A 20131-nucleotide genomic window follows, 5' to 3' on the forward strand; every position below is an offset into this window, starting at 1 on the left:
TCGGCAGTTCGGGTTATGCTGTCGCTGTTTCCCTCCGTCCGCCGGACATATCCAGCCTGCGCTGCGGTATCACTGTAGAAATCGCATGCTTGTAAATCATCTCCTGCTTGCCGTCGCAGTCAAACAGGATGATAAATGTATCGAACCCACGCACAATGCCGCGAAGCTGGAAGCCATTGGTCAGGAAGACAGTCAGCGGAACCTTTTCCTGCCGTGCCTTGTTCAAAAAGTTGTCCTGTAAATTGATTTCAGTTTTCATTATAGAGCAATCCTCCCGAGTTGTATAGATACTTTTCATATGGTACACCCCGGGCAGACAAAATTTCTGTCGCTTGTTGGAGAATTGCGGAAAATTCATCGGGAGAATTGTAATACAGCCAGTTGACACGGGTATCGCGCCGCAGCCAGGTGAGCTGCCGCTTGGCGTAATTGCGCGAGGCACGTTTGAGCGTGTCGAGACACGCCTCAAGCTCTGCTTCTCCGCGCAGGTATGGCAGCAGTTCCTTATAGCCAATCGCCTGCCCTGCTGTGCCGGTCAGCCTGCCGTCCTCCCACAGACGGCGCGCCTCTTCCACCAGTCCCAGTTCGACCATCTGGTCAACACGCCGGTCAATGCGATCGTACAGCGTCTGTCGGTCGGTCGGACACAGTCCGAACAGGATTGCGTCATATTTTGGTTCCGGTCGTTTGTTGCGCGCATTCAGCTCACCGATGGTCATGCCGGTCTGCGCATAGACCTCGAGCGCGCGCACGACGCGCTTTACATTGTTTTCGTGAATGCGTTCAGCGGACTCCGGATCGACTGCGCGCAGCATTTCATGCAGCGCATGCGCTCCCTGTTCGCGTGCAATTGCGTTGTATTTCTCCCGCGCCGCCGTGTCGGTCTCGTCGCCGGAAAAGGTGCTCCCCTCGATCAGTGCATCGAGATACAATCCAGTGCCGCCGCAGACAATCGGGATTTTCCCGCGCGACAGGATATCCTGCGCGCAGGCATCTGCCATTTGCTGGTATCGCGCCACGGAAAAATCCTCACCCGGCTCCGCGACATCGAACATATGGTGCACGACACCGTCGCGCTCCGCCATATCCGGCTTTGCCGTGCCGATGTCCATGCCGCGATACAGCTGCATGGAATCGGAGGAAATAATCTCGGTGTGCAGCTGCTTCGCCAGCGCAATCGAAAGTGCTGTCTTACCCGATGCCGTCGGGCCCGCAATACAAATTAGCTTTGGTTTCATCACTGGTTCACCCGCTTAAACATCTTGTCCAACTCGTATTTCGTCAGGCGGACGGTCACCGGTCTGCCGTGCGGACAGCATGTCACAGCCGGGTCGGACAGCACGCGGTCGCACAGCGACTGCATTTCCTGTATGCTTGTCTTGCTGCCCGCCTTGATAGCGGCCTTGCACGACACGGTATGAATGAGGTCATCCAGACGGTCAGGCACAGGCGTGCGCCGATCCATCAGCTTCTGTGCCATTTCGGATACCGTCACGGGAATATCTCCCGCATCCAGATAAGCAGGCGCTTCGCGCACCGCGACGCTGTGCTGTCCGAAGGATTCCATGACAAAGCCGAGCATCTGAATCTGTTCCATGCCATCCAAAACTGCGGCATATTCCTCACCGGACAGATCGACGACGACCGGTGCCAGCAGCATCTGCGTCGGAATGTCCGCCTTTTCACGCAGCTGGTTGAACAGCATGCGCTCATGCGCAGCGTGCTTGTCGATCAGGATCAGCCCGTCGGCGTCCTCCGCAAGGATATAGGTCTCAAAACAGCTGCCGATGACGCGCGCGGACGGCAGGTCAGGAACAAGCGGCTCGGCTTCCTCCTGCTTCGGTTCTGTCCGCTCCGGCATGCTCTGTACAGCCTTCTCTGCTTCTGCCTCAGGCACAGCAAACACCGGTTCCGTCTGTACCGGCTGCTGTGCCTTGGGCATTTCAGGCGCAAACAAATCGATTTTTGCCGGTTTCTTTGTCTCGTGCGGCATGCGCAGCGCCTGTTCGTCGCGGTCATCCACATCGACAAACGGCAAAAATCCGCTGCTGCGCGGTGCAGGCCGTTCCGTGGCACGATAGGCGGGCGGATGGTGCATCGTCCCGCCGGAAACCGCCTTCGGTGCCGCCGACACGGCAGGCGCTGCCGGCTCATGCACCTCTGTTTTGGGCACGGAAAGCACCGTCTGCTCCGCCTTTTCCTGCGGCACAGCGGCAGCCGGACGCACCGGCTTCGCCTGAATTTCCGGAACATTGTCGTCGCCCGCCAATGCATTTTTGCATGCGGCATAGACTGCGGAGAACACCTGTTTTTCCTGTGCGAATTTCACTTCTGTCTTGGCCGGATGAACATTGACGTCCACCTGCGACAGTGGGAGCTGGACGCACACACAGCCGTACGGATACTTGCCCGTAATCATGCTGTTGCGGTAGGCCTCCTCCATCGCCGCCTGAATCAGCTTGGACTTGACAAACCGCCCGTTGACAAAGAAATGCTGATACGTGCGGTTGGCACGCGGCGCATGCGGCTTGGAAATATACCCCCAAACCTTCACGCCATTCAGCTCGTGTTCCGGCATTTCGATCAGATTTTTGGACAACTCCTTGCCGAATACGCTGAATACGGCATTTTTTAGGCTGCCGCCGCCGGGCGAATGAAAGACATCCTTTCCGTCACGGATACAGCGGAACATGATTTCCGGATGGCTCTCTGCCGCATGCTCCACCACCGACAGGACATAGCCCGCCTCAGTAAAGTCTTTTTTCAGGAATTTCATGCGCGCGGGCGTATTATAAAACAGGTCACGGATGACAAAGGTCGTGCCCTCCGGGCAGCCCGCTGGCTCATTCGCTGTAATTTTCCCACCTTCGAGCGACAGATGCGTGCCTTCCACGCAACCGATCTGCTTGGTAAACAGATCGACACGGGACACGGCGCAGATGGCGGCGAGTGCTTCGCCCCGGAAGCCCAGCGTGCCGATGGCTGCCAGATCCTCGCGCGTGCGGATTTTGCTCGTCGCATGGCGGCGGAATGCAACCGGTGCGTCCTCCGGCGACATGCCGCAGCCGTTGTCACAAATGCGCAGATAGGAAATGCCACCGTGCTCCAGCTCAACCGTGATCTGTGTTGCACCGGCATCAATCGCATTTTCCACCAGCTCTTTACACACAGACGATGGGCGCTCCACCACCTCGCCCGCGGCGATCAGATCCGCCATGTGCGAATCCAGTTCATGAATGACTGCCATACGGCGCTGCCTCCTTTCGGTCATTCGACCATTTTCTGCAATTCATATACCAGATTGAGCGCCTCGATCGGCGTCATTGTGTTGACATTGACCGCGCGCAGCTTTTCCGCAACCTCATCCGACTGCATGCCCATCAGAGAAATCTGGTCGTCCTCCGGCTCATCTGCAATCTCATGCAGGTCAATCTTCGGCGCAGTCGATTCCAGTTCCTTCAGGATCTGCTTGGCACGGCGCAGCACGGGCTTCGGAACACCTGCCAGCTTTGCAACTGCGATGCCATAGCTGTCATCTGCGCCGCCCGGCACGATTTTGCGCAGGAATGTGATGTCATCACCGCGCTTTTTGACCGCGATGTTGTAGTTTTTAATGCCGTCAATCAGATCTTCGAGGGCGGTCAGCTCGTGATAATGCGTTGCAAACAGCGTGCGTGCGCCCAGCTTCTTCGGGTCTGCAATAAATTCCACCACGGCGCGCGCAATGCTCATGCCGTCAAAGGTGGAGGTCCCGCGCCCGATTTCGTCCAGAATGACGAGGCTGAACCGCGTCGCATTTTTCAGGATATCCGCGACCTCGCTCATCTCGACCATAAACGTAGACTGTCCGCTCGCCAGATCGTCCGATGCACCGACACGCGTGAACACGCGGTCGGCAATGCCGATGCGGGCAGATTTCGCCGGGACAAAGGAACCCATCTGCGCCATGACGGTAATCAGTGCGACCTGACGCATGTATGTGGATTTACCTGCCATATTCGGACCGGTGATAACCGCGACACGGTTCGCACGGTCGTCCAGCAGCGTGTCGTTTGCAATGAACATCGTATCGCGCAGCATGCGCTCGACCACCGGATGGCGTCCGTCCCGAATATCAATGACGGACGAATATTCGACCTCCGGACAGCAGTAGTTGTACAGGTCTGCCACCTCAGCCAGCGAACACAGGACATCGGTCTGTGCCAGTGTCTGCGCTGTGATCTGAACGCGGTGCACGGCGGCGGAAATCTGCTCACGCACTTCGGTAAACAACTGGTATTCCAAATCGGTGATGCGCTCCTGCGCCTGCAAAACCGTGTTTTCGTATTGCTTGAGCTCATCGGTGATGTAGCGCTCACAGTTGGCCAGCGTCTGCTTGCGGACATAATGTGCCGGAACGCTGTCCGAATACTGGCGCGACACCTCGATATAATAGCCGAATACGCGGTTATAACCGACCTTCAGCTTCTGAATACCGGTCGCCTCACGCTCGCGCTGTTCGATTTCGGCAATCGCTCCCTTGCCGCCGGAAGCAATGTCTCGCAGGCGGTCGAGCTCATCGCTGTAGCCTGCACGGATAAAGCCGCCCTCGCGCAGTGAAAACGGAGGATCGTCGACAATTGCGGACTTGATGAGTGTCTTGACGTCCTCCAGCTCGTCCATCGAGCTGCACAGCACCTGCAACATGGAAGCGCCGCACTGTGCCAGCTCCGCACGGATGGCGGGCACATGCTCCAGCGTCGCGCACATGCTGCGCAGATCACGGCAATTTGCCGTGCCGTAGACAATGCGGCTGATGAGGCGTTCCATGTCAAACACCTGCCGCAGCTCATCAGTCAGCGCACTGCGGCGGACAAAGTCCTCCTTGAGCTCTCCGACCGCCTTCTGGCGCTGAGCAATCTGATTCGGGTTGCGCAGCGGCTTGCTCATCCACTGCCGCAGCAGGCGCGCGCCCATCGCGGTGCGTGTCTTGTCCAGCACCCACAGCAGCGAGCCCTTTTTCTCCTTCGTGCGCATGGTCTCGAACAGCTCGAGATTGCGCCGCGCATTCATATCCAGCTCCAGATACTGCCCCTGATGGTACAGCTGGATGGTGTCCATATTGGACAGGTCGGATTTCTGCGTGTCTGCAAGATACAGCAGCAGCGCGCCAACCGCGCAGACAACAGCGGGATGGTTCTCCCACGCGTCGCCATCCAGATCGGCAAACCGCGCGCGAACCAGCTTCATGCAGGCATCCGGGTCATAATCCGCTTCCCGTATCTCCTCCACGCCGCATTCAATGTTGTCGTGCAGAAACCGCATGAGCTGCTCCTCGTTGGCAGCCGCCGGATTGACCAATGTCTCGCGCGGCAGAAACCGTCCAAGCTCATTCATCGCGTAGGCACTCAGATTGCTGCCGGTCATATCGGTCGCCAGCATCTCGCCCGTCGTAATATCGGCAAAGCATACGCCGACACCGACCGCACTCAGATAGACAGATGCAATATAATTGTTGCAGTCCTCGTCCAGCATGGAGGCCTCGATAACGGTTCCCGGCGTAATCGTGCGGATGATCTCACGCTTGACCAGCCCCTTCGCCTTTTTGGGGTCCTCAGTCTGCTCGCAGATGTGAACCTTGTGCCCGTTTTTGACCAGTTTGGCAATGTAGCTCTCGCACGAATGGAATGGAATGCCGCACATCGGTGCGCGCTCCTCCTGACCGCAATCGCGCCCGGTCAGCACAAGATCGAGCTCCTTCGACGCAATTTTCGCGTCATCGTAAAACATTTCATAAAAGTCGCCCAGCCGATACAGCAAAATACCGTCACAGGTTTTTTTGATGTCAAAATATTGCCGCATCATCGGCGTCAGTTCAGCCATGGTATCCCTTTCCAATTTCCCTGCCGTACAGCGCACGCAGGGAGGTTCGTTCGATTTCCACATCGACAAAATCGCCGATGTGCAGGTCTTCACCGCGCACCAGAACAAGCAGACCGCCGTCGGTGCGTCCACAGTGCGTGTATTCACTTTCCTGCTTGCCGTTGGACAGGCCGTCAATCAACACGGACAGCTTCCTGTCCTGATAGGCATCCTGCCGCTGCTGGTTGATGCTCTCCTGCGTCTGCAACAGGCGGTTGAACCGATCCTGCTTATCCTCCGCGGGCGTATTGTCCGGCATCTCTGCCGCGGGCGTGCCGCTGCGTTTGGAATACAGGAAGGTATACAGCAGATCATACTGTCCCCGGCGCACGACATCCAGCGTACCCTGAAAATCCTCCTCCGTTTCACCCGGGAAGCCGACAATGATATCAGAGGACAGCACGAGGTCAGGCATATAACGCCGCGCCTGTTCGATGAGAGCGAGATAGCCCTCCTTCGTATATCCTCGGTTCATCTTTTTCAAAACCGTATCCGAACCGGACTGGAACGGCAGGTGAAGCTGATGGCAGATATGTTTTCCCTCTGCCATCGCAGCAAACAGCTTTTCCGATGCATCTTTTGGATGGCTGGTCATAAAACGCAGGCGGTATTCACCCGGCACGGCATCCAGCCGAGTCAGCAGGTCGGCAAAGTCCATGCCGATGCCCAGATCCTTGCCGTAGGAGTTGACATTCTGCCCGAGCAGCGTGATGTCCTTATAGCCGTCAGCGACCAGCTGTCGCAGCTCGGCTTCGATGTCCTCCGGATGGCGGCTGCGCTCCCTGCCGCGCACATACGGCACGATGCAGTATGTGCAGAAGTTGTTGCAGCCGTACATGATGGATAGCCATGCATGGCAACCCGCATCGCGCTGTACCGGCAGACCCTCGGCGATTTCGCCCTTCGGGTCGCCGGAGATTTCAAAGATACGCTTACTGCCGTTCAGCCGCCGCAGCAGCAGCTCCGGGAAACGCCACAGCATGTGCGTGCCAAAGACAATATCGACGCGCGGATAGCTCTTTTTAATTTTTTCCGCAATGTGCTCCTGCTGCACCATGCAGCCGCACATGCAGATGGTCACATCCGGGCGGGTTTCCTTGATGTGCGTATACTGCCCCATGATGCCGAACACGCGCTTTTCCGCATGCTCGCGCACGGCGCAGGTATTGACTACAATGACATCCGCTTCGGCAGCGTCCTGTGTGCGCACATAGCCCATCTCCGCCAGCATGCCTGCGATGCGCTCAGTATCCGCTTCGTTCTGCTGGCAGCCGAAGGTCTGGCAGTAAAAATGCGGCGGCTCAGGGCGCAGCGCATTGCGCCGGTGTATCTGTTCGATGCAATCCAACTGATGCGCGATGTCCGCCTTCGGTATTTGTCTTGAGGTAAAATCTATCATAATATACTTCTATCCCGTATTATCGAAATTCATTCAGCTGCGCGTCGTATACCATCAGGTGATGGTAGTTCGTGCCATCCGGCGCATACTGCGGCAGCTCACGTAAAATCAGTTTGGTCAGATATTCCGGGCTGAGGTTGTTATTGCCCGCGCCCAGAATGGTATACGCACGCACGCAGTCGGTATCCGGCTCCAGCGTGATGCCGCGCATGTAATCGCGGACATTGACTTCCTTCTCACCGCGCTTGGATTTTTTGAGAATGGTCAACTCGTCGCGGGCAAACAGCGCGTTCGCCGCATCGACAAAGCCCTCCGGCACGCCATCATCAAATTCCCATGTGATCTCAAATTTAGAGTAGGCGATGTCGCGCACCTTGCGCCCGCCGTCGTCCAGCGGATAAATCTCCTGCACGGACAGGCCGGATGGCATAACCGCATTCAGACGCTCCACCGCATCCGCCGGGAGTTCCTCTGCCGTACAGTTGAAATCGAGAAATTCCCACTCACCGGAATAGCCGGTGGACAGCGGCAGCGCGACAGAAATATAAATATGCGGGTTAAATCCCTCGGTATACCACACCGGCAGGTGTGCGCGCGCAATCGCACGCTGCATGCAGTGCATCAGATCGAGGTGTGAAATATAAGCGGCTTCGTCCGTCTTGGAAAAGCGCATTCTTGCTTTAAACATGGCAGGCACATCCTTTCATCAGGCTGGCGGCACCGCAGCCCGCACATTTTTCCAGACAGGACGGTGTCGGCTCCGCGCGGCGCGAGCGCTCCCACTCACGCTTCAGGTGTTCCTTGCTTGTGCCGCAGCCGATGTGATCCCACGGGAATACCTCATCCAGCGGGCGCTGGCGGTTGGCATAGAACGCCGGGTCCAGACCACAGGCACGGAACGCATCCAGCCACTTATTGTAATCAAAGCACTGATCCCATCCGTCCATCTTACAGCCGGATTTCCATGCAGTATACAGCGCATCCGCCGTGCGGCGGTCGCCGCGCGCGAATACAGCTTCCAGATAGCTGGTGTCTGAATCGTGCCAGCGGAACGTAACATTTTTGGTCTTCATGACGACGCGCAGATACGCGGTCTTTTCGTCCAGCTCCTCCTTTGTCACCTGTGCATCCCACTGGAACGGAGTCTGTGGCTTGGGCACAAAGCAGGACGCGGACGCAGTGATGCGCACACCGCGCGCCTTGTTCGGTGTATTGCACTTCCAGCAGTATGCGATATCGCGGCACAGCTGCGCCATTTCGTCAAAATCCTCGTTGGTCTCGGTTGGCAGGCCCATCATAAAGTACAGCTTGACGTTGTTCCAACCGCCCTTGAATGCATAGGTGCAGGCATTGAGCAGATCGTCTGCCGTCAGATTTTTGTTGATGACATCGCGCAGGCGCTGACTGCCAGCCTCTGCCGCGAATGTCAGGCCGCTCTTGCGCACCTTCTGTACGCGCTCCATCAGCTCGAGGCTGAACGAATCGGCGCGCAGGGACGGCAGCGACAGGCTGACGCGGCGCGCCTCACAAAAGTCGAGCAGCTTGTCCGCCAGCTCCGGCAACTCGGAATAATCGCTTGTCGACAGCGACGAGAGCGAAATCTCCTCATAGCCGGAATGTTCCAACACGGCCTCCGCCTGTCGGAGCAACGTTTCCGCACTCTTTTTGCGCAGCGGGCGATAGGTATGTCCCGCCTGGCAGAAGCGGCAGCCGCGCGGACATCCTCGGAACAGCTCGACCATCGCACGGTCGAACACAATATCTGTCGACGGTACGACAAAAGATTCCGGATAGTACATGCTGTCCAGATCGCGCACAATACGCTTCTGTATAAATGCCGGTGCGCCGTCCTTCGGCGTCACCGCCTTCACCGTGCCGTCGCCGTTATAGCTGACATCATACAGAGACGGGACATAAACGCCTTCGATATGGCAGGCGCGGCGCAGAAATTCATCTTTGCTCCAGCCCTCCCGCTTCGCCTGACGATACAGGTCAGTAAATTCAATCATGATCTCCTCGCCGTCACCGATCTGGAAGGCATCGATAAACGGCGCAAGCGGCTCCGGGTTATAGGCACACGGGCCGCCGCAGATAACCAGATTTTTCAGTCCTTTGCGCTCACTCGCGTACACCGGAATGCCGCCGAGGTCGAGCATATTCAGAATATTCGTAAACGACAGCTCATATTGCAGCGTGAAGCCGAGGATATCCAGTTCCGCGATGCTGTCACCGCTTTCCAGACCGTACAGCGGGATGCCCGCCGCTCGCATTTCATCCTCCATATCAATCCACGGCGCAAACACACGCTCGCACCACACGCCGTCCTGTGCATTCAGAAGACCATACAAAATGCGGCTGCCCAGATGCGACATGCCGACCTCATAGGTATCGGGAAAGCACATGCCAAAGCGCAGATCGACGCTGTCCCTGTCCTTGACAACAGAGCCCCATTCGCCGCCGACATAGCGTGCCGGCTTTTGCACGCGTGGGAGTATTCGTTTGAGCTTTCGAGAGAGCTTCATATCAGTACCTCATCCATAATTCGTCATTTTCTTTCCAGATAGCGCCTGCTCCATTCCAAAAGAAAGGAGCTCTCCGACCGTTTGACCGAAGAGCCCGCTGTTTGCAGGGTTCAGGCTGATTTGCGCACAGACGCGCGCGGTTTTATTGCGCGTCATCCGGCTGCTGTTCGGGTTCGGATTCTTCCTGTCCCTCTTCCGTGCCGAACAGCTCCTGATGGCGCTCAAAGTCCGTACGCCGCTCGCAGTATGCATGCTCGAGACGCAGTGTTTCCTTGAGCAGAACCTCCAGCTCGGAGGAATATGCATCCAGTTCCTCCGCCGCGTCCAGCTTTGCGAACGAGATAATTTTCAGGTATTTTCCGACTGCCAGGTGCAGCTTGACCTGTGCACGGTTGAGCTCGCCGTATTCCATCTCATTGATGATCTGCTGTAACTCGGCGCGGATACCCAGCGTCATCAGCTGGAAGACGACACGGTCAGCCGGCACAATCAGGCGTGTCTCATAACGCGTCAGCAGCTGCTCGAGCAGCTTGTTGTTCGCCTCATGCATCTTGTGCAGATCTTCCATCTTATAGGAATGCATTTTCAGGCCGACAGATTCCTCCGTCAGGCGGATTTCTTCCATCTCCTCCGGCGTGATGTCCAGATCATCCGGGAAGCCAGTCGAGCTGTACTTGGTGATCGCTGCGCGCATTGCCTTATAGAGGTTGGCCATACAGTAGACCTGCCGCTCACAGTCCTCAAAATAGGTCTTCGCTTTTTTGAGCTTCGCTTCGATCTGCTCCAGCTCTTCCGCAGTCTCCGCCTCACGATCAGCGTACTCCGCCACAATTGCCTCGCGCTCCGCTGTCACCTGCTTGTGAATGGCAATGACAATGTCGTCCTTTCTGGCAATGGTTTCTTCGCGCGCGCGCAGCTCCTCCTGCGCTTCTGTCAGCTTTTCCTCCAGCTCCTGTAACCGGGCTTCCGCGTCTGCAATCTTTGCGTTGGTAGCATTCAGTGACTCACGGGCGCCCAACAGTTCTTTCATGCTCTCAAACATTGGTGTATCTCCTATCCGGACTCAGCCGTTATGTGAAAATCAAAATCCGATTAAAATCAAGGTTATTGTACTACTTTAACGCCATTTCCGCAATAGGTTCCGCGAATTCCGGCAAAAAAGCCGGAGAAATTTCTCCGGCTTGAGCCTGTCGAAGAACCCGGCTGCGCATTAAGCGAGAGCCAGATTTTGGCACATATAGGGAAAAAGCCGGAAAACTGGAATAGGGAAATGGATCTTCCACTTCCACATAGCCAGCTTTTTCAGATTCATGGCAGCAAATTTAAGCTTCACCCAGTTGGTAACTTGAGCCAAGCCTCGATATTGTGTATAGCGCATACCATGCTTTTCTTTGGCATCTGCAAATACACGTTCAATCTTTTGTTGTCGGAGTTTATATAAGTCACGATATTCAGTCATATGACGTGCGTCTTCTGCCAACTCTACATAATCAGCCCATACGTGTCTGGTGACAGTCTTTTCAAACTTTGCACTCGATGTACACAGCTCTCTGGTCGGACAATGTTCGCAGACGTATGACCTGCTCTTATATTCACGATATCCATCTTTGTTCGTTGTTGCATAATGAAGTGTTTTATACTCCGGACAGATTACACAATCATAATACTCATCATAAACATATTTCCACCATTCATGACCGCCTTTCTTTGTCATTGGACGTTTATATGCTGTAGATAATACTCTTCCACTCTCAAAAATACGTTTACAAATCGAAGGAGTTTTGTAGGCGCTGTCTGCTACTATCGTTTTATGTTCTGGGTAATGTTCGCAAAGCTGGTCATATAACGGGTCAAATGCTACACTGTCATGTACATTTCCTGCTGTTACTTCTACGTCGAGAATAAAATTATGCTTGTCACAGGCTGTATGCGCTTCGTAGGCAAAACACTTCTTGTGTTCACCTTTATGGAATACGCCGGCATCCGGATCCGTTGTCGAAACTGTTATTTCTTTCTCCTTTGGCGGTGTTGAATCGTCATCATCGTTGAATGGCTTTTTGTCGTGTTCTTCGCGATCTCTGTTAATTTCTTCCGCAGCTCCTTTGCATATCGTTTTGCTTCAACTGGAACAGCTTTTCGTGCTTTTTTCTTCATGTTTGCACTTGCTTTGATATGTGTCCCATCGATAAAAATTGCACTCGTATCCAGAAATCCTTCCTTTGCTGCTGTGTTCAATATCCACCGAAATATATATTCTACAGTTGCTGTTGTAAAACGATGCTTAAAATTATAGCTTACTGTTGAAAAATGCGGCACCTGCTCATTCAATGGATAACCGATAAACCACCTGTATGCAACATTCATATTCACTTCTTCCAGCGTCCGCCGGAGCGATGGTATCCCATATATGTGCTGTATCATTACAATCTTAAACAATACTACCGGATCGATACTTGGCCTGCCGTTGTCCTTGCAGTACAAATCATCTACAAATTCATAAATTTGTTTGAAATCTACTGCTGCATCTATTTTCCTCAGTAGATGATCCTCGGGCACTAACATATCCAGACTTACAATCTCTACTGCCTCTCTGTTTTCCTTCCCTTTTACTATCATTTTATCACCTGTCTCTCTTATCTTTATTATAACAGAAAAAGCCGCCTTTCGGCGACTTTTTCGACAGGCTGAAGCCGGAGAAATTTCTCCGGCTTTCCGCATCGGCTTTGGCAATATTGCGTGCTTTCGCACATCATCCGCAGTGCGGCGGGCGCTCACAGCGGCAATCATCGTATTCGGGCTGTCTTCCGTTGCGGCCGCCCGAATCCGCATTCTCCCGTCTGGGCGGGAAAAATTCCTCAACCGGGAAATCAAATCGTTCAAACATATCGCACGGGTCTTCCGCACGACCACAGCTCCCGTCATCACCGGTGCAGCTGCAATCCTTTGCAGGCATGCAGATGTCATAGGCAGGCATGAGCAGTTGAATGTCACGTTCCAGGCGGATAATCGAAAACTGTCCGAGCGTGACGTACAGCTTTTTCACATCAGTATCCAGAATAATGTCATCCCCGAACAGGCAGCCAATGCTCTCCGGCACCTTGTTCAGTTCACAGCAGCAGCCGCAGCGGCAGCCCGGATCCACCATCTTTGCCGAAAGAATCAGCGGGTCAAGTGTTTCTGTCTGTGCCGCAATAATCGGAACAATTTTCCTTCCTTTTCCAGAAAATGCGCACCGTCCGATCCTCTGCCACCTCGATGCGGGACAGCAGACGAGTCAGCTGCGCATGCGGCAGTCCATGCACGCAGGACACATCTGACTGGGTGAGATCACGCAGACAGCGTTCCAGCAGGTCAAATACAATCGCTTCCGGGATGCTCACGGCATTCGTGCAGCCGTTTTTGCCGCGGTCATGGTGCCAGCACATCCAGTACCGGCGTCCGCCGCGTGTGCGCGGGGAAAATACGCCGCCACATGTCTCACAGAACAAAAGACCACTGAGCGGCAGCTTTGGTCGGTGAGTTTGGATCCGCTGTCTGCCCGCCGCGATGGTCCGTCGCCGCGTCATCTCCTGCTGTACGGCGTCAAACTGTGCGCGGGGAACAATTGCCCAGTCGGGGCGCTCATGTGAAAACCATTCCCCTTGCGGCAGCGGCTTCACCGTGCCGTCGAGATAATCCACAACGGTACTCCGATGGTTGATCAATGTGCCGCAGTACACCGGGTTGCTCAGGCAGCGGCGCACGCCTCGCGAGTTCCACTGTTTTCCCAACTTGGTCGGCGTACCCATTCGATTGAGCTCCTGTGCAATGCGCGCTGTACCCCAGCCATCCAGATACCGCGCAAACAGAAACCGGACTGTCTCGGCCTCTGCCTCACAAATGCGCAGGGTGAACAGATCGATGCGGTCATAGCCGTACAGCATCGGCGGCACACGCCCCTTTTTCGCATTGATTTCCTTGCCGAATTTGACACGTTTGGACAGATTTGCGCTCTCTTCCTGCGCAAGCGACGCATACACCGTCAAAATAAATTCCGAATCGCCGAGGCTCTCCTGCCCTGATGACAGGAAACGCACAGCAATGCCCTGTTTTTTGAGTGTACGGATCGCCTGCAAACAATCGACAGTATTGCGTGCAAAACGTGAAATATCCTTGACGGCCACCAGATCAAATGCGCTGTGTGCGGCATCGGACAGCATGCGCACAAACTGTTCCCGCCTGCGCAGCTGTCGGCCGGATACACCTTCGTCTGCATAAATTTTGACGAGCTCCATGCCCTCCCGCGCCGCATACTGCTCAAAAAATTCCTTCTGATGTGCGAGGCTGTCCATCTGTTCTTCTTTTTTGGTCGAAACGCGGCAATAGGCCGCAAAGCGTACCGGCTTATTGCTCATCCTACCCCTCCTTCAGCTCGCCCAAAACAGTAAGAATCCATTCCCTGCACTGTATATGGTCGGACTGCACGCGGTAATCCGATGCACGCAGACGTTTGCCCATATGCATTCCTCCTCCCTGATGATATATGCAAATAACCGTTGCGTTTTGCCGCAAAACCGCCTACAATAACTACGAAAGGAAGGAATCCCGATGAGAAACACCACGCTGTGCTATATTGAACACAATGGCAGCTATCTGATGCTGCACCGCACCAAGAAAGAAAATGATCAGAGCCATGACAAATGGCTGGGCATCGGCGGTAAATTTGAGGACAGAGAGAGTCCGGAAGAATGTATCCTGCGCGAAACGCGCGAGGAAACCGGCCTGACCCTGACGAGCTACCGTTACCGCGGCATCGTCACCTTTGTCTCGGATATCTGGGAAACGGAATACATGCACCTGTTTACAGCAGACGGCTTCACCGGTACTCTGATCGATTGTGACGAGGGCGACTGCGTGTGGATTTCCCGCGAAAAGCTGCTTTCGCTGCCCATGTGGGAGGGCGACCGCATCTTCCTGAACCTGTTATTTGATCCGGAACATCCGTTCTTTTCGCTTAAGCTGGAATATCAGGGCGATACACTGGTATACGCCGCAAAGGACGGTGTGCCGCTCCCTCTGGACTGATTTATTCCGATTGCTGCGGCACAAGACTCAACCACCGCCTCCGGCTTGTTCGTGCGTTCAATCGTCTGGGCATTGGGGCATCCTGCCTGCGATGAGAAAATGCGTGCAGAGCCCTCGCTGCCGTACAGAATCGCACGTTTGTCATAATAGGCGAGACCGCACAGCTCCTGTGTACAACCGCAGCCTGTGCTGACCTCTGTGAAGACCTTGTAAAAATAGCGTACATCTATGCTGAAAAATCCCCGGTTGAAATCAACCGGCTGTACGTCGATGTCCACCCACAGCAGCTCCGCACGGCGCGGCTTGATGCTCGTCGCACGCTCCAGCAGCTCCTGTGAGCAGCGTGTCAGATACACACGCAGGTCGCGGATACATTCCTTGGATCGGCAGGCATCAAAGATTTTTTTCGTAAGATGTTTCAAGTTACACACAAAGCCTCCATCGGTTATTGCAACTGATGGAGGCTTTCCTGTTTGCGGTGTTAACTTTTCCACTTTTTGAAATACCACAATACCCACGCAAACACAATGCTTGCCGCACATACAACTCCTGCGCCTGTCGTCAGGCTGTTAGCAAACAGATTCGCACACGAACCGAGAGTAAACAGTGTATAAAAACTACAGAACCACAACATACAGGTGTTACCGGAAAATTTATAGATAAATTTATAGGCACAGTAAACGCCCAGCAACGCTCCGGCAGATGCAAAAAACAGTTGGACGGACTGTCCCGGAACCAACAACTATTTGAAACCACAGGTTGCTTACAACATTATTTAAGATGCCTGCAACAATCAACACCCAAACAACATTCCACGCGCCCGTCTTCTCTCGACTTCTTAAATCTTTCATTCGATCAACTCCTTGCATATATCGTACTACGCAGAGTGTGGACTTGCAACAGCAAGATTCTGTGAATTTTGATATTGTGGAAAAAACATGCGGAGGTAACTATATGGTATACGCAATCACATTTGCATTCATTGTGTTGGATTTTGTCACAGGTTTGATCAAGGCGATCAGTTCCGGTAAGTTCAAATCCTCGATGATGCGCGAAGGGCTGTTTCACAAAATCGGAGAAATCCTGTGCATCGCACTGGGTATTCTCATCCAATACGCGGAGGGGTATCTGGATTTGGGTATCAACCTGCCGGTTGCCGGTGCGATCTGCACCTACATTGTTCTGATGGAAATTGGCAGCGCGTTGGAAAACATTTGTGCGATCAATCCGGATTTGGCAGCGTCCAAGCTGTTGAAAATCATTGGAATTGGAAGAGAGGAGTCGGACGAATGAAAAAATTGTTTATTTCGCAGCAGATGCGTGGCAGAACCAATGACGAAATTCTGACAGAACGTCGACAGGCAGTTCAGGATGTTCAGCGGATGATCGGCGAAGAAGTTGAACCGCTGAATACATTTTTTACGGACTATGACGGTAAGCCGCTGGAGTTCCTAGGTAAGTCGATCATGATGATGGCGCAGGCTGATGTGGTGTATTTCTGCAAAGGCTGGGAAGATGCGCGCGGATGCCGTGTGGAACGCTCTGCCGCAGAAAACTATGATGTGAAGATGGTGGTGTCGGCATGAACTATACAGTCAAATTCCAGACAGAGCCGGAATACAAAAACATCCGCTATGGCGGAAACAGCATCTATAATTCCGCATGCGGGCCTGCCAGCCTGTGTAATGCTCTGAAGGCGCTGGGCATCGCGGATATCAGCATTCCGACAATGTGCAATCTCGCCGTATCGTGCGGTGCGCGTGTGGAAGGCGGCACGGATGAAGCAGTTCTTCTCCGGTCAGCAGCCTCAAAGTATGGGTTTGAATGGCGCAGCACCAGCAAAAATGCTGAACTTCTCTCCCACCTGAAAGCAGGCGGCGCAGCAATTCTGCATGCCGGATCAACGTACAAGCTGTTTTCCAACAGCGGGCACTTTGTCGCAGCTGTAGCTGCATCCGGACAGACAATTACGGTGCTCGACAGCTATTGGTACAGCGGGAAATATACCGCGTCATCCATCCGGCGCAATTATGTCAGCGTCGTGAGCAAGGGCGTAGTCAAAACCAGCCTGACACAGTGCGGTAAGGCGACCATTGACCGCAGTCCGAGTTATTATCTGATTTCCAAGCCCGCACCTGCGAAGAAAACAGAACCGAAGAAGGAGGAAACTGAATTGGTCGAAAAGACAAAGTTTGAAATCGGCGGAGAAAAATTCACGCTGGATGCCATTACAAAAAACGGGACGACCTATGTCTGCTTGAAACAGTACAACAATGTTCTCGGTCTTGACACCGGATATGATGCGGCAACTGATACCCGTGCAGTCAATTTTGACCAGCTGAATATTGCTGTTAACGGGACGGAACACACAGTTCCCGGTTTGATCGCTGGCAAGGGACATTCCTATGCATCGGTTCCCGATTTGCTGAAGCTCACCGGCTGTACAGTCGGCTGGAATGACGGCAGCATTGTTGTTACATCGTCCGAAGGTGATGTCTGATGCTGCACGGAAATCGACTCCGTCAGTGGGACAGCAACCGGAAACTGGAGCTGTACGATCCGGAGGATGTGACGGTTTCCCGCGTGGAATTCTGGCGCAACGGCATGCAGCAGCCGATTCCCATCGAGCCGGATCGCAGTACATCCCCGCCAACGGTGGCAGTGCCGAACATCCTGCTACAGTCCTGCGAACCGATTATCGCCTATGAATGCGTTTCTGAAACAGAATCGTTCCGCACGATACGGAAACAAATTCTGCATGTCGAACCTCGTTGCAGACCGGCGGATTATGTCTGCGAAGAAACGCCGGTCAAACAGTGGGACAATTTAGATGTCCGACTTGATCAGCATGATACCATACTGGAACAGCACAGCAACACGTTGAAGCAGCACAGCACGATGCTGAAAACACAGGAAACAGAAATATCTGACCTGGGCAACGAGCTGAACGACGCCAGTGCAGAATTACAGAAACTGGAACAGGCACAGACATTATCTGATGCTGAAATCGCACAACGTGTAAAAACCGTGAATGGAGTATCTCCGGACAAAAACGGCGCAGTCAGTGTACCAATTGCAAGCTCCGAAGAAATGCAGGGTTTTGTCGACACATACTGCAAGGCGAACGGCGTGCAGGCTGGTGCGACTGCCGCACAGGCGGAGCAGATCGAGAAGAACACACAGGACATCCGTTTATTTACAGAAGAACTTGAAAACAATATCAATTCACTCTCTCTGTGGGAAAGCGGACAGATCAATTCGGATGGAACGAACAATACAAACAACACCCGAATCCGCACGATCAGCTACATACCCGATAATGTCATTCGCGTCAAAGCGGACGATCAGGCAAATGTCAGGGCACAGTTGTATGCCGCAGACGGTACATTTGTGAAGGTGTCCGATCTTGGATTTACACAGGATTTTTTGGTTGCAGATGTGCTGGCAGAAGATGCGCAGGCATCAAAAATCCGGTTGACTGCCAGACACGTAAAAACGACGACGGCGATTGACACAGATTATGCGGAACATATTCAGCTGCTTACTCTGACGGACACGGAACTGACTGCCGCGGGAAAGTCGGCAGACGCAGCGGCAACCGGTGCTGCGATTGCGGCGCTGGAAAAAACAGACAGCGACCAGCAGTCACGAATCTGTAGTATTGACCATATCCTGTCCCCGGTGTGGGAACAGGGTCACATCAAGACTGCGGATGGTACAGACGGTTTGCCGACTGCAAACAGTTTTGCCCTGCGTATCCGAACAGGCTTTCTGCCGGAAGATGTACAGAAGATCACAACGTCCCGGCTGGGATGGCTGTATCTGTTCCGCTATGACAAAGACGGAAATTTTGTGGATTATATCGATTACGAGGCGTCAGCAGAGGTGACCGATTTCGACCACAGCCAATATTTATACCGTGCGATGCTGCGCGACGGCTTGGATTATGGCGCTGCGACGGATCTGTCCTACACGGCGTATGTCAAAATCGAAAATAAGATCAACCGACCGCTTGTGCGGTTTGAAATCGACTATACTATGCGCGATGTATCCGGCGATTTGTCTGGCGTGGATTTATCTGCCGACACCCTGTCGGAGAAAACGCTGGAGCAGGTGTACAGTCTGTTTGACGGGCTGGTTACAGCGTATCCCGACTATGTGACAAAATCAGATGCAGCGGGGCTGTGCAGTATGACATACCCCGATTATGCCAACGGCGTATCGGGCAGCAGCATATATGAAGATACGCCGGCGTATCAAACATATTTGTACAAATTTTCAGAATCCAACGAATGCGCCGGAAATGATGGCACATGCAGAAAGGCGAAGCTGCTGATGATCTGCGGCGTGCATGGAAATGAATATGCCGCACCATACAATGCCTATCTGTTTGCAAAGCAGCTGTGCGACAGCGTTTTGACAGACGAAAATTTCTTCAAGCTGCGGGCGGCCTTTGATATCTATATCATCCCGTGTCTGAATGGCTATGGCATGTACCACGGACTGCGCGGCAATGCCAACGGGGTAAATATCAACAGAAATTTCCCTGTTGAGGACTGGAAGGTGCGGAGCGAAGATACGAAGGACACAGCAGCGAACAATTACAGTGGCCCATCTGCCGGAAGCGAATTTGAAACACAGCTCGTCATGAACATAACGGATTTGATTCAGCCGGATATGTGCATTGACCACCACAACTACAACAAGGAAAAATGGCAGTTCTATACAACGGTATGTGATTACCGATGGCTGGGGTTGATGTATCAGTCGTTGGTGGACTGTTCGTGCGCATTCAAAAAGAACTATCCGCAGTATTTCGGAACCGGATTTTCCCTTCTGGTAGATAAATCCGGCGCGGCGCCATCCAGCGTGTCGAAGGATAAGACGCTTTGTACGGCGTCCAAATGGTGGTATGAAAGCGGTATGACATTCGCCGCCACAGTAGAAGCAGCCGTGTCAATCAACTATACCGACGGCGTTTATACGGATTCCACTACAAATTACTACGGTATGGACACGTTATCCGTCGCAGAATATACGCTGCGCAATGTGGTTTTGCACGCGGGACAATATGTGCTGGATAACAAATAACGCAAAATAGGCGCAGGGGCGAAAACCCTGCGCTTCTTTGTGCCCGTATGTATGCTTGTATGTGGCAGTTGGCACACCGTCAGATAAAATGACTATCAGTCATAAAAGCCGGAGGATGAGTATACGCTCGTCCCCCGGCTTGCTGCTTTGTGGG

The 20131-nt window shown here is 53.6% G+C and carries 17 protein-coding genes and 1 pseudogene; 5 read left to right on the forward strand and 13 right to left on the reverse strand.

Translation table 11 applies throughout. From position 1 onward, the window contains the following. Positions 1-13: 13 nt before the first annotated feature. The 11 genes and pseudogenes from hfq to ACLM7Z_RS13065 all read right to left on the reverse strand — a co-directional run bounded on the left by hfq (position 14) and on the right by ACLM7Z_RS13065 (position 14216). The gene (gene hfq / locus ACLM7Z_RS13015; RefSeq protein WP_087017667.1) at positions 14-259 is read right to left on the reverse strand and encodes an RNA chaperone Hfq; all 246 of its coding nucleotides are present in this window, start codon (positions 257-259) and stop codon (positions 14-16) included. After that, positions 249-1238 carry a tRNA (adenosine(37)-N6)-dimethylallyltransferase MiaA gene (gene miaA, locus ACLM7Z_RS13020; RefSeq protein WP_087017665.1) on the reverse strand — a complete coding sequence of 330 codons (990 nt, stop codon included), beginning with the start codon at positions 1236-1238 and terminating at the stop codon, positions 249-251. Before miaA ends, hfq begins: the two co-directional genes overlap by 11 nt. Further along, on the reverse strand, positions 1238-3247 hold the full coding sequence (gene mutL, locus ACLM7Z_RS13025; RefSeq protein ID WP_165761029.1) for a DNA mismatch repair endonuclease MutL: 2010 nt from the start codon (positions 3245-3247) through the stop codon (positions 1238-1240). Before mutL ends, miaA begins: the two co-directional genes overlap by 1 nt. A 20-nt stretch (positions 3248-3267) precedes the next feature. Next, the gene (mutS, locus tag ACLM7Z_RS13030) at positions 3268-5862 is read right to left on the reverse strand and encodes a DNA mismatch repair protein MutS (RefSeq protein WP_435645281.1); all 2595 of its coding nucleotides are present in this window, start codon (positions 5860-5862) and stop codon (positions 3268-3270) included. Continuing rightward, the gene (miaB, locus tag ACLM7Z_RS13035) at positions 5855-7300 is read right to left on the reverse strand and encodes a tRNA (N6-isopentenyl adenosine(37)-C2)-methylthiotransferase MiaB (protein WP_435645282.1); all 1446 of its coding nucleotides are present in this window, start codon (positions 7298-7300) and stop codon (positions 5855-5857) included. The genes mutS and miaB overlap by 8 nt, the downstream gene beginning before the upstream one ends. Positions 7301-7319: 19 nt before the next feature. Next, positions 7320-7988 (reverse strand): TIGR03936 family radical SAM-associated protein, encoded by a 669-nt coding sequence (locus tag ACLM7Z_RS13040; RefSeq protein ID WP_087017657.1) that lies wholly within the window; start codon positions 7986-7988, stop codon positions 7320-7322. After that, a complete protein-coding gene (locus tag ACLM7Z_RS13045; RefSeq protein ID WP_087017655.1) occupies positions 7981-9822 on the reverse strand; it encodes a TIGR03960 family B12-binding radical SAM protein in 1842 nt (613 codons plus the stop codon). Before ACLM7Z_RS13045 ends, ACLM7Z_RS13040 begins: the two co-directional genes overlap by 8 nt. Before the next feature lie 142 nt (positions 9823-9964). Beyond that, positions 9965-10864, reverse strand: coding sequence for a hypothetical protein (locus ACLM7Z_RS13050; protein WP_435645283.1), 900 nt, complete (start codon positions 10862-10864; stop codon positions 9965-9967). Between the two features lie 168 nt (positions 10865-11032). After that, positions 11033-12438: pseudogene (locus tag ACLM7Z_RS13055) on the reverse strand (IS1182 family transposase). 133 nt (positions 12439-12571) lie between these two features. Then, positions 12572-12967: a hypothetical protein gene (locus ACLM7Z_RS13060; protein WP_087017651.1), complete on the reverse strand. Its 396-nt coding sequence runs from the start codon at positions 12965-12967 to the stop codon at positions 12572-12574. A gap of 22 nt (positions 12968-12989) precedes the next feature. Then, positions 12990-14216, reverse strand: coding sequence for a recombinase family protein (locus tag ACLM7Z_RS13065; protein WP_087017649.1), 1227 nt, complete (start codon positions 14214-14216; stop codon positions 12990-12992). A gap of 193 nt (positions 14217-14409) precedes the next feature. Here ACLM7Z_RS13065 and ACLM7Z_RS13070 point away from each other — a divergent pair, with 193 nt between their 5' ends. After that, positions 14410-14886: an NUDIX hydrolase gene (locus ACLM7Z_RS13070; protein ID WP_087017647.1), complete on the forward strand. Its 477-nt coding sequence runs from the start codon at positions 14410-14412 to the stop codon at positions 14884-14886. On the opposite strand, the gene ACLM7Z_RS13075 is transcribed toward ACLM7Z_RS13070, so the two are convergent. Then, complete coding sequence (locus ACLM7Z_RS13075; RefSeq protein ID WP_087017644.1) at positions 14829-15308, reverse strand: hypothetical protein; 480 nt, start codon at positions 15306-15308, stop codon at positions 14829-14831. The two genes, ACLM7Z_RS13070 and ACLM7Z_RS13075, sit on opposite strands and share 58 nt — an antisense overlap. A gap of 243 nt (positions 15309-15551) precedes the next feature. Next, on the reverse strand, positions 15552-15737 hold the full coding sequence (locus ACLM7Z_RS13080; protein ID WP_165761028.1) for a hypothetical protein: 186 nt from the start codon (positions 15735-15737) through the stop codon (positions 15552-15554). On the opposite strand from ACLM7Z_RS13080, the gene ACLM7Z_RS13085 reads away from it, so the two are divergent. The 4 genes from ACLM7Z_RS13085 to ACLM7Z_RS13100 are packed head-to-tail and all read left to right on the forward strand — an operon-like array spanning position 15667 to position 19977. Continuing rightward, a complete protein-coding gene (locus ACLM7Z_RS13085) occupies positions 15667-16179 on the forward strand; it encodes a phage holin family protein (protein ID WP_435645779.1) in 513 nt (170 codons plus the stop codon). The genes ACLM7Z_RS13080 and ACLM7Z_RS13085 overlap by 71 nt on opposite strands. Further along, positions 16176-16472: a DUF4406 domain-containing protein gene (locus tag ACLM7Z_RS13090; protein ID WP_087017640.1), complete on the forward strand. Its 297-nt coding sequence runs from the start codon at positions 16176-16178 to the stop codon at positions 16470-16472. Before ACLM7Z_RS13085 ends, ACLM7Z_RS13090 begins: the two co-directional genes overlap by 4 nt. Continuing rightward, on the forward strand, positions 16469-17386 hold the full coding sequence (locus tag ACLM7Z_RS13095; RefSeq protein WP_087017638.1) for a hypothetical protein: 918 nt from the start codon (positions 16469-16471) through the stop codon (positions 17384-17386). Before ACLM7Z_RS13090 ends, ACLM7Z_RS13095 begins: the two co-directional genes overlap by 4 nt. Next, positions 17386-19977, forward strand: a complete 2592-nt coding sequence (locus ACLM7Z_RS13100) for a M14 family zinc carboxypeptidase (protein ID WP_435645284.1) — start codon at positions 17386-17388, stop codon at positions 19975-19977. Before ACLM7Z_RS13095 ends, ACLM7Z_RS13100 begins: the two co-directional genes overlap by 1 nt. Positions 19978-20131: the final 154 nt, after the last annotated feature.

It is taken from the genome of Butyricicoccus porcorum (assembly GCF_051246315.1).
Classification (GTDB): domain Bacteria; phylum Bacillota; class Clostridia; order Oscillospirales; family Butyricicoccaceae; genus Butyricicoccus_A; species Butyricicoccus_A porcorum.